Source organism: Paenibacillus sp. J22P165, from assembly GCF_059692015.1.
The window spans coordinates 1-11,107 of the sequence record NZ_JCAUAP010000035.1 but is presented as its reverse complement, the minus strand read 5'-3'; the positions used below and the strand labels follow the sequence as shown (position 1 = coordinate 11,107).

Genomic DNA, 11,107 nt, shown 5'->3' with positions numbered 1-11,107 from the left:
GTCGAATAGCACCATTGGCTACATATCTCCCGCTCAATTTGAGCAACTATATTACCAACGGGTCGCATAACTTAGTGACGTCCACTTTCTTGACAGAAGAGCATTTTTCCAGTTATTTGCTCATTTCAACGAAATCCTTCAACAATAGCTGTACTTTTTCCATCTAATGTCGGGTTTACGTGTAAAGCTGGGGAGTGAAAGAGAAGGAATTGGGGAATGCACTACGGAAGAGTGGCGTCGAGGGAGGGACAGTGACGGAATTACTCTCATGTTGGTTGGGACAGGAATTGTGGAGTAGCTAATTTGTTCTGACGGGATGCACCTGTTAGTGCAAGCTAATTTGCTCTGACGGGATGCAATTGTTGGCGCAAGCTAGTTTGTTATAGCGAGAATCACCAGTTAGAGCAGCTGCCCTTTCCTTTTAGCGTCAGAGTTCACCATTCACTCCTCCTTATCCGCCATCACTTGCACCTCGTGTACATCAGCAGAGCAATCAAAACATAACAGCGTTTTATCCGGTTGTACGACGCCATCTAGAAACCCCATTCTACAATAAACGGGTTTCTCACATGTGCGACAATGCCCGATGAGTTCCTCCATTCAACTACTCCTCCTTCGGACTACTCTTCTCTTTCATCCATTTCCCCCAATCGACACAAAAAAAGGTTGCCTCGCTCGATGTGCTCGATACTGGCAACCTTTATTCAACATGAGTTACGTCCCTGACGGTGTTGGTGGCGCTGGCGGCGCAGGTCTATGCTCGCCACCACGTCCTGGTTTACCTTTGAACGAACCACCATCTCCGTGTGGCTGTGGAATTGGGCGCTCGCCGCCGCCTTTGCGTTCGACGAAGCTTTTCAGTTCATCTGTCATGCTATCTTTGAGCTTGGCGATCAACTGATCCTGCGTGATGCCTTTGGCAGCCGCAATCTCGGCAAGGGACTTCCCTGCTTTACGCTCTGCAGCCAGTTCTTCCTCGGTAATGCCGAGAATCGCAGCGATTTCTTTCGGGCTGCCCCATGCACTACCAGGCATAGGCATGTTACCGCCGCGAGGCATTGGCTTTTTATCAAAATCCATTGCGTGAGATTTGGCTTCAACGATTTTTTTCAACCGATCAGCAAGACCTGCTTTGAGCTTATCCGCTTGCTCTTGCTTCATTTTCCCCGAGCTTAGTGCTGTATCGATTTTCGTCGTTTCCGCCTCAGTCAGCTTAGCAATCAACGCATCTTCACTGAGATTCGCTTTCTCCTGGGCGATTTGAACGAGCGTTTTGCCCGCTTCGAGTTCCGTTTTGAGTACGCCTTTATCTATACCCAGTATGGAAGCAAAGTCGATTACGCCGCCAAAACCGCCATTTCCAAAGTCAAACCCGCCCCTCGGTGGTGCTGGATGTTTCTCAAATCTATGTTTATCCTGAAACTTCTTAGGTACTGATGACGTCGTAGAAGCTGTGTCGTTAGCAAATGCTTGATTATACTGAAGTACGAATCCGCCACTGATCAATAATCCAGCTGCGAGTGTGCCGATAAGCAACGTTTTATGGATGCGCTTCATGCGTAGTACCCACCTTTTTCAAAAATTGGTCAATTCTTCTTCAGTATAAATGATAATTGTGAAAAATCTTTGAATTTTTTAAAAAAGGTGAGCGCTGATCAAGTTTTTTCTCGCGTCATCCAAACGAAGCAAAGCACGCCACCCAGCTCCATGACGGCGATGATAATACCTAGCGGCACAGCCGTTTGGCTCCCGCCAAGTCCGACAAGCGGTGCCACTAATCCTCCGATGACGAAGGTCATGAGTCCTAGCAATGCTGCGGCGCTGCCGGCTGTTTGGCCTTGATTTTGCAGAGCCAAGGAAGAAGTCGATACGGATACGGGACCGATACAAGCGACGATAAGGAAAAATGCTGGCAAAATCAAGATGAGCCCAGCCCCGCTAAGTGTCGCAATGAGCAGCAGCAGACCGCCGAGAACAGCTACAGCTAAGCCACCAGCTAGCAGACGGTGATTGCTAACTTTGCCCGCGAGTCGCCCTGTAATTTGACCAGCAAGAATGACGCCAGCCCCATTAACCGCGAAAATAACGCTAAACATTTGTGGAGACACATCAAATATATCCTGCAAAACAAACGGCGACCCCGAAATATAAGCGAACATGCCAGCAAAAACAAGCCCCTGCGTTAACGCGTAGCCCATGAACAATCGGTCTGTGAGCAAGCCACGGAAAATACGAAGCGTATTGGTAAGACCGCCTTTGGAGCGACGTTCAGGCGGGTGTGTTTCTTTTAGCCCAAATACAACAATGATAAGCATCACAACACCAATCAAGCTGAGCACAAGGAATACCCCGCGCCATGAGGTAAATTGCAGCAGCTGGCCGCCGATAATCGGAGCTAGAATTGGAGCCGAACCATTAACGAGCATCAACAACGCAAAAAACTTCGTCAACGCAACCCCCTCATACATATCACGAACGATAGCCCTAGAGATCACGATCCCCGCAGCTCCTGCCATCCCCTGTACGAAGCGTAGGATCAGGAACGCCCAAATTGATGGAGCAACCATGCAAAGTGTAGAAGAGATGCCATAAATCAACAGGCCAACCAACAAAGGCATGCGTCTTCCGCGTACATCACTCACCGATCCAGCTATGAGCTGGCCTAAGGAGAGACCGAGCATGCAGGCGGTTAAGCTCATTTGGGCGAGCGAAGTTGTCGTATGGAGGTCACCAGCAATGACAGGCAGAGCAGGCAAATACATATCGAGGGAAAGTGGCCCGAAGGAGGCGAGTAAACCGAGCACCAACACCATCCATAAACGGCTGCCACCCGTTGTTTCTTTGGCTTGCGAAGCAATAGACATCATCAATCACACACTTTCTTAATTATCCATTTAACCTACCATTGGGATATGTTTTTGTCTAGTTAGTTCATCACAAAGGGACTACCTACCGCTGACGAGTGCCCACCACTCAAAATAAAGAACAACCCCTCTGGTCTCCAACCAGAAGGGCTGTTCTTCATGCTCTACATTCGCTTACTTCGTAACGGTAACACTCACTACGTCGCTTGATGTCACACCTGCTGCGTTGAACAGCTCGACGCGATACTGATAAACGCCAATGGCGCGACCCGCGATGGCTGTGACAGCGCTTTGTGCGCGTGGCGATGCGGCTTGCAAACCTTTCTCTTCGATGAGCACATCATTTTCGTAGAGGCGATACCCTGTTGCGTTCGTGCCCCACCACATGTTCATGGTGACTTGATAGTTGCCATCTCCATCCCAGTTATTGTTTGATAAGACAGGCTTACCTGGAGATGCGTCTGTAATTGTTACTACAAGAGGCTGACTAGTCGTCGTACCGAATAAATTAATAAGTTCACTGGTGTACGTGTATGTGCCATTTGGTTTGCCAGTTACATCAACTTTGGCGATTTGAGCCGCTGGGGAAGCATCTGAAAGTGTCTTCGTGCTGATGAGTGAACCATTTTCGTATAGGTTAAAAATAGTGCCATTATTCCCCCACCACATGTTCATCGTGATCGTGTAGTTGCCATCTTTTAAACCGGAGTATCCGGCATTAGAGGTTAAAACAGGCTGACCAGGAGCCCCGATGGATAATGGCTTCTTAACCACGTTAAATGTCTGCGTACCACTTGTCGTGTTCCCTGCAGCATCCGCTACAAGATAGGCCACCGTGTGCGCACCTACAGCTAGACTGCCTGCAGCAATCGTTTGACCACTTGTAATGGCATGGCCATCCAAGGTCAGAGATTGATCAACAACACCCGAAATCGCATCGTTGACAGCCAATTCGAATGTCACTGAAGTTGCTTCGGTTACATCCTTGACAGCATGACCCGATTCCGTAAGGATCGCAGTTGGCGCTGTTTTATCCAGCTTCACTTGCAAGGACTGCGCAGCTTCCGCATTGCCCGCAGCATCGGTAGAGGAATAACTCACGGTTGTTGTACCCTCAGTACCAATCGCGATTGGTGCTGTGTAGGCCGCCGAAGTTCCGCCATTGATGGCATATTGTGTGACGACTGCCCCCGCTTGATCATCTACAGCTGTTAATGTTGCCGTTACGTCATTCTTGAACCATCCTGCTCCATTCGGTGTACTGGATAGGGTCGCTGTCGTTACTGGTGCTGCGGTATCTGCAACCACACTGAAATCGCTCAAGCCACGTGGTTTCAATTGGAATACACCTTTGAAAATAGCGCCAACACCTTGAACCGTCACCTTTTGCCCGGCTGTATATGGGAAGGTGCTTAAGGATAACCCGGTTCGTGTATCGACACGAATGTGATTGCTTACGCCGTCTTTGATAGCGTCGAATTCAAATGAACCCGTCGGTGTTGCCGTAATGATGTTGCTGATCGTTACATCGTTAAGTGTGAGCAATTGTCCTTGGTTGTCCGCTGTTACAGCGGATACCGGCGTAGGCGCTGGGAGTGGAGCGACGCCTGTTTTGGCAATCTCTACAGGATCAGCAAGCTCAAACTCCGTGTTAAATAGCGCTGTTAAGGCTGTTACTTTTACCGTGTCCCCTTTGTGGAAGCCACTCAAGCTTTGGAATACGTACACGCCGCCTGTTGCATCTTGCAAATAGAAGGCTTGCCCGCCAAATGCACCTGGCTCCGTCGTAACAACACCCTCTACCGTAACCAACGTACCTGCTGCTTTCGCACGTGCTTCCGAGATGGCGATCTTCGCAGGGATCGGATTCTCCTCTTCCGGCAAGTTCTCCGCAGGTACGTTTCCAAGCGTGACGGCTTCCGTTTTCAGATTCGTGCCATTCTGACGCAATCTGAGATTCGCTGGTGCGGTCGTTCCCGGGACAACGCGTACATTCAGATCCTTCGTCGCGTGTCCGTTGATGTCTGCGGTTACGCTGAACGTTGCACTGTAACCATTAGCTGTCGGCCAAGTGCCATCTGCGTTCTGCACTTTGGCGATTTGTGATCCGCCGGTAACTAAGTAGATACCAAGGCTGAAGCCCGTTACGGTCGTTGAAGGCGGCAAGTTATCCACAACGACTCTAATTGGAAAGTCCGCCGCATTTGGCAATACTGCTTGTTTTACAAAGCTGTACGTAGCACTCGCCGTTGCCGCTGGGCCACCATAGGAGCCTGGCTTAAATGTGCTGCGGTCGTACCATTTGTAGCCCGCGTTTGGTGCTGCCCACGGCTCTGGCTGTGGTTCCGTCGATGCTGCCGGAGCTTCAAAAGGCAGCAAAGCTGTCGGCTGATCCAGCTGCAAGCCACTAACTTCAGATAAGCTCGTGTAGCTTTCTTTGGTAGACAGCCAGTTCACCATATTCACCAGCAGGATGCCGTCGTCTACTTCTTTAAACCCATCATACGTCGTCTTCTTCGCGCCTGTATCCTCGCGCACATATTTGGGCGTTGCATCCTCAACCGGTGAGGAATCCCCGATGAAGGCCGCTTTGCCTGCGCCTGCTTTCGAAATAGCCACATACGGGCCTTCCGCAACACCGCCTCCGTTGTAGACGCCTTGATCCACCGCATTCGCCCAAGCTTCATTCGTTTGCGGCAAGTACACAATGCCCTTCGCCTTCGTCGGGTCAATAATGGCTAGCGTAGATCCTGCGTGCATCGCGACACTGGAGACACCTGTTGTTATCCCAAAAGCTTGCGCAGGCGCTACGATGTTATTCGCATTAATGTCGCCGAGGGCGTTAAAGCGAAAACGCAGACCGAACTGCGTAGCCAGCCAGTCCGAGCTGGCTACATCTTGCATCGCAGAGGAGGCAGTCTCTTCTGCGTTCATCCCCGCTGCTGGGTTCGTCCAGGCACCTCGGCGGTAGCCGTTGAATACCTCGGAGCCGTCCCAGCGGTTCTTGTTGCGATCGGCATTGTAGTGATCGCCGATGAAGAAAATGCTGCCGCCACCAGCCACATATTGGGCTAAGGCGTTTTGCTCACTCGTTTTGTACGGAACATTGGACTCCGCTACCACGAAAACATCATAACCGCTCAAATCGGCCAACGTAATTGGCGTCGTTTTGCGCAGTTCTTTTACATAATAACCATTATTCGCTAACGCATTGCCGAAATCCGAAAAAGCCCCATCAATGACCCAATCCGCTGCTCCAGCTGTCTGCTCGTGTGTATTGTCAAAAAGAACTTTCTTCCCTGCATTCCCGTTAACGACTTTAGCTTCAATAAAGGGTGCCGGATCTGTCGGCCCCTCCGCCATCACCGTCTGCCAGCTGCTCGCAGCCAACACTTGGAACGGTATGGCTACTGTCAACGCCAGCGTTGTCTTCCATAATCTCGACTTCCATCCTTTGAGCTTACTCATTGCAATTCCTCCTTAGCTTATTGGCTGAGTCAAAATCTTTTCTACATAAGCGCTTGCTTATCGGACAGACAAGCTATTAAGAACGCTCTTATTCTACCATAGGATAATTGCGAAATTTGCTATTTTATTGTAAAGACATGGAAATTTGTGCAGGATACCAAATAACTAGACAGATTTCCAAAAGAGCATAGATTCTGCCTGTACCCAGCCATAAAACAGTGTCTCGTCACCCGCATCTTGGGCAGCCCCCCTCATTTCACATCCTCCTGTCCAGCTCCTTTTGTCACGCTCCATTGTGTCTCACTGTTACCTCCAAACCCTCATCTCACATCCACCAGTACTCCCCACTATTGCGCGTCCACTCCCCCTCATCTCACATCCTCCAGTACTCCCCACTATTGCGCGTCCACTCCCCCCTCATCTCACATCTACCAGTACTCCCTACTATTGTGCGTCCACTCCCCCCCCATGTACATAGATGGAAATTATACAGTTAAAATCATTAGATCCCTCCACAAATTGGATTTATATGGAAAAAATACAGGTAATTCAGCCCGATTCAGTAAAAAAGGTGAGAATGGCCAAAATTAGCTGTATGTTTTCCAGTTAGTTCATTAAACACCTCGAATATCACAAATTTAGATGGAGGTTTTCCAGTTATTCCGTGGGAGGAGCAAGGCAGGCACTCCATATATCAGTTATTTAGAGGTACCTGCTGAATCTTCATTCGCCGCTCCGCAATATTGTTCATGAATATCACTTTCGTTCAGTTGTAACCGCTTACACAAGTTCGTACGATAAAGTAGAGACCCGAGCTCAGAGCATGCTGAGTGACAGTCATCCCATTCATAGAAGGAGGAAGTTAACGAATGACAATCTACATAAGACGAATGCTCACCACACTGTTGTATGCACTCTTGGCTGCTGTGTTTTTGGCGCTCATCCCGCATCAAGCAAGCGCTGCAAGTGTTACCATCTCGAATGGCTCAAACTGGACCGATACGGCAGGTAATGAGATCCAAGCGAGAAGCGGCAATATTTTAAAATTAGGATCAACGTACTACTGGTACGGCGAGCATGCGGTGAGCGGAACGTTCGATAGTGTAAATGTGTATACCTCAACAGATCTCAAAAACTGGACCTTCAGCAACGCGATCCTCACCAAAAACTCTGCGACCGAGCTTAACTCCAGCAAAATCGAGCGGCCGAAAGTTATCTACAATGCCTCTACTGGCATGTACGTCTTATGGGCCCATTATGAAAATGGCACCGACTATAGTTTGGGCCGCGTGGCCGTCGCCACGAGCTCTACACCAAACGGAAACTTCACTTACCAAGGCAGCTTCCGTCCACTTAACTATGAATCCCGTGATATGACGGTATTCGCTGATACGAACGGTTCCGCCTACCTCGTGACGGCTTCCCGCAAAAACGGCGGCGCCAACGACACGATGGCTATCTTCCAACTCAACGCCAGCTACACGAATGTCTCTTCCTTCGTCGGCTGGATCTTCGAGAATGGCTATCGCGAAGCGCCTGCCGTCGTGAAGAAGAACAACACCTACTACCTGTTCACCTCCCAAGCGTCCGGCTGGTACCCAAATCAAGGAGCTTATGCTACGACGTCTTCTATGACAGGCACTTGGTCTGCACTTTCGCCGTTCGGAGATCCTGCGGCATACGCCACGCAAATCGAGAACATCATGACGGTCACAGGCAGCTCGACGACCAGTTACATTTATATGGCTGACCGTTGGAATCCGCTGAACTTGAGCGATCATAAATACATTTGGCTGCCACTGACATTGAATGACACGAGCGCCTCGGCCACGCTGAACTGGTACAGCTCTTGGAACATTGATGCCGTAACGGGCACTGTCACGCTGCCAACGCACGTGAATCACGCCACAGGCAAGACAGCAACGGCAAGCTCAACCGCAGCCAGCTCTTCCGCAGCTAATGCGCTAGATGGCAATGCCCAGAGCTCTTGGGCCGCTTCTAGCTCCACATGGCCAGCTTGGTGGCAGGTCGATTTTGGAGCACCGAGGACGATTACGGAGGTCGATATCTCTTGGTTTTTATACAAAGGTTCAGAAGGCTATCACAAGTACAAAATCGAAATCAGCAACGACGGCGTCAACTACGCTGCGATTGATCGCACGACGAATACCGCCTATGGGTTTACAACGGATCAAGTACACTTCACGGCGCGCTATGTACGGATTAACCTCGTGAATGCGGTGCTGTTCAACAATCCGAGCAACTGGTATACGCCCACCTTGTACGAAGTTCGTCTCTTCGGGCCTTCAACGGCCGATGCCACTGGCTATAGCAAATTTGCGTCTCACAATTTTCCAACCTACTTTATACGTCATAGTAACTACACCCTTCGTATAGATCCTAACGTCTCACCTGCTCTGGATTCTCAGTTCCGTGTGGTTCCAGGTTTAGCTAATACGTCTAGCGTTTCACTGGAGTCCATTAATTTCCCAGGCTATTTCATCCGAAAAAACACTAGTAATCAGATCGTCCTTGCCCAATATGATGGCACGACAGCTTTTAATCAAGACGCTACCTTCAACCTTGTGGCCGGTTGGGCCGACAGCAGCAAAGTCTCGTTCCAATCCTACAGCGCGCCTACCTACTACATCCGTCATTACAACTATGTCCTGCGTGTGGAGGTCATTAACGCTTCAAGCACGGCGACAGTGAAAAGTGATGCCACTTTTGCGCGTACGAACTACTGAGTGAGCTAACGCAATAAAAAAAGCACAAGAGACTGTCTCCTAAGAGGCCGTTTCTTGTGCTTTGTAACTATTAGTATAAACGTTTTAGTGCATCAACAGTGAATGGTAGCAATTCATCGAATCGTCCGTCGCGAACCTTCGGGGCCCAAGCAGGATCAACCAACAGCGCGCGTCCGATCGCCACGAGATCGAACTCGTTCTTTTCTAAACGGACAAGCAACTCGTTGATGTCAGATGTGCCTGCGCTTTTTCCTCTGAAAGATCCCATGAATTCATCATCTAAGCCGACTGACCCCACAGTGATCGTAGGTTTACCCGTTAACTGCTTCACCCAGCCTGCAAAATTCAGGTCAGATCCTTCAAACTCTGGTTCCCAGAATCTGCGAGTTGAACAGTGGAAGATATCTACGCCTGCTTCGACTAAAGGCGCAAGCAATTGACCGAGCAGCTCAGGTGTATCCGCGAGTTTCGCTGTATATTCACTGGACTTCCACTGTGACAAACGAATGATAATTGGAAAATCAGGGCCAACCGCGCGGCGGCAAGCTTCTATGACTTCCACGGCAAATCGCGTGCGAGCAAGTAGACTGCCACCGTATTTATCCGTACGTTGATTCGTTTTCTCCCATAGGAACTGGTCGATCAAGTAGCCATGAGCCCCATGGAGCTCGATACCGTCGAAGCCAATTCGTTTTGCATCCGCTGCTGCTTGTGCGAAAGCTTGCACAACTTGATCGATGTCCGCCTGTGTCATCGGCTCATTCACTTGTTCACCTGTTAACGTGAGGCCGGATGGTCCAATGGACGGCGCTTCTGGATGCGGAAGTGATCCATTCTTGCGTGTCATACCAACATGCCAAAGCTGCGGCACAATACGTCCTCCTGCTTCATGCACGGCATCAGCAACATGCTTCCAGCCCTCCAACGCCGCTTCGCCATGGAAGTTAGGCACTCGTGGGTCGTTCGTAGCCGCCGGATGATTAATCAGGGTACCCTCGGTAATAATAAGGCCAACACCATTCTCAGCACGGCGGCGGTAATAATCCACCACATCTGCTCCTGGTACACCTTCTGGTGAAAAGCTTCGTGTCATCGGGGCCATTACAACCCGGTTCGCTAGTTCTAGATTACCTAGTGTGAAAGGTCTGAACAACGCCTCCACAGAGTGGGAATTTATTGATGGTTTGGAATTCGTAGTCGTCATGTCGTTCCTCCGTTCATTGATTAAGTATGTTTTGCTTATAAGATGCATGTTCGCACTGATTGTATCCATACTTCGATTGTTATCGAACAATAGAAATATATCATGGGATATGGTAAAATGCAATCACTACGATTTTAACGAGGAGGAAGCATCCTGAAAGTACTATTTCACCCAGACAAAGAGGATATGCATCTCTCATCCGTCCTCTATGCGTTAAGCGATCCCGTCCGATTATCGATTATCTCAGACATTCATAAATTAGGGGAGTGCACGTGCGGAGGCATCGAAGTCAGTGTCGTGAAATCTACATTGTCTCACCATGTGCGCACGATGCGTGAGGCAGGTGTCGTTCATGTCCGCGTGCAGGGAACCCAGCGGTTCTTAACCATACGAAAAGCCGATCTGGAAGAACGGTTTCCTGGGCTGCTCCAGGCTATCTTGCAAGCCTACGAGAGCTCCAACAAGCCGATGCCTGAATAGGTAAAGAGTTGTTACAGCAACTTAGTCGCCTTTCTGCCAAACATGCAAAAAGGCACCCTTTTTACTCGCGAACGAAGCAAAAATAAGAAATTGATGCGAATGTGCAGCCTTTTCCGCTTTTCATGCTGATTTGCCACCATTTCAGCACAAATAACTGCTTTTTTGCATCTTTCCCCACCCAAATCGCAAAAAAACACAAAAAAAACTGCACTTACGCAGTTTTCATTGTTAATATCTCCTAGGCCCCCTAACTAAACTGGAGTCTTCCTACCCATTTTATTAAAATAGGGATAAGGGAGATGATTCGGCATGGGAAAAAGGTTAAAAGAAGAAGAACGTCTTAA

At 49.3% G+C, this 11,107-nt stretch carries 7 protein-coding genes; 2 read left to right on the top strand and 5 right to left on the bottom strand.

What is annotated here, in order from left to right; genetic code table 11:
* Positions 1 to 441: 441 nt before the first annotated feature.
* From AC58QM_RS35675 to AC58QM_RS35660, 4 genes are all read right to left on the bottom strand, one after another.
* Positions 442 to 600: a hypothetical protein gene (locus AC58QM_RS35675; protein WP_497289399.1), complete on the bottom strand. Its 159-nt coding sequence runs from the start codon at positions 598 to 600 to the stop codon at positions 442 to 444.
* 114 nt (positions 601 to 714) lie between these two features.
* Positions 715 to 1,557: a hypothetical protein gene (locus AC58QM_RS35670; protein WP_497289398.1), complete on the bottom strand. Its 843-nt coding sequence runs from the start codon at positions 1,555 to 1,557 to the stop codon at positions 715 to 717.
* Between the two features lie 98 nt (positions 1,558 to 1,655).
* Positions 1,656 to 2,864, bottom strand: a complete 1,209-nt coding sequence (locus AC58QM_RS35665) for a multidrug effflux MFS transporter (protein ID WP_497289400.1) — start codon at positions 2,862 to 2,864, stop codon at positions 1,656 to 1,658.
* Positions 2,865 to 3,038: 174 nt separating this feature from the next.
* A complete protein-coding gene (locus AC58QM_RS35660; RefSeq protein WP_497289397.1) occupies positions 3,039 to 6,332 on the bottom strand; it encodes an OmpL47-type beta-barrel domain-containing protein in 3,294 nt (1,097 codons plus the stop codon).
* Positions 6,333 to 7,201: 869 nt separating this feature from the next.
* Here AC58QM_RS35660 and AC58QM_RS35655 point away from each other — a divergent pair.
* Positions 7,202 to 9,079: an AbfB domain-containing protein gene (locus AC58QM_RS35655; RefSeq protein WP_497289396.1), complete on the top strand. Its 1,878-nt coding sequence runs from the start codon at positions 7,202 to 7,204 to the stop codon at positions 9,077 to 9,079.
* A 70-nt stretch (positions 9,080 to 9,149) separates the two neighbouring features.
* Here the strand turns inward: AC58QM_RS35655 and AC58QM_RS35650 are convergent, their stop codons facing one another.
* Positions 9,150 to 10,283 carry an NADH:flavin oxidoreductase gene (locus tag AC58QM_RS35650; protein ID WP_497289395.1) on the bottom strand — a complete coding sequence of 378 codons (1,134 nt, stop codon included), beginning with the start codon at positions 10,281 to 10,283 and terminating at the stop codon, positions 9,150 to 9,152.
* Between the two features lie 186 nt (positions 10,284 to 10,469).
* Here AC58QM_RS35650 and AC58QM_RS35645 point away from each other — a divergent pair, with 186 nt between their 5' ends.
* On the top strand, positions 10,470 to 10,763 hold the full coding sequence (locus AC58QM_RS35645; RefSeq protein ID WP_497289394.1) for an ArsR/SmtB family transcription factor: 294 nt from the start codon (positions 10,470 to 10,472) through the stop codon (positions 10,761 to 10,763).
* The last annotated feature ends 344 nt before the right edge of the window (positions 10,764 to 11,107 follow it).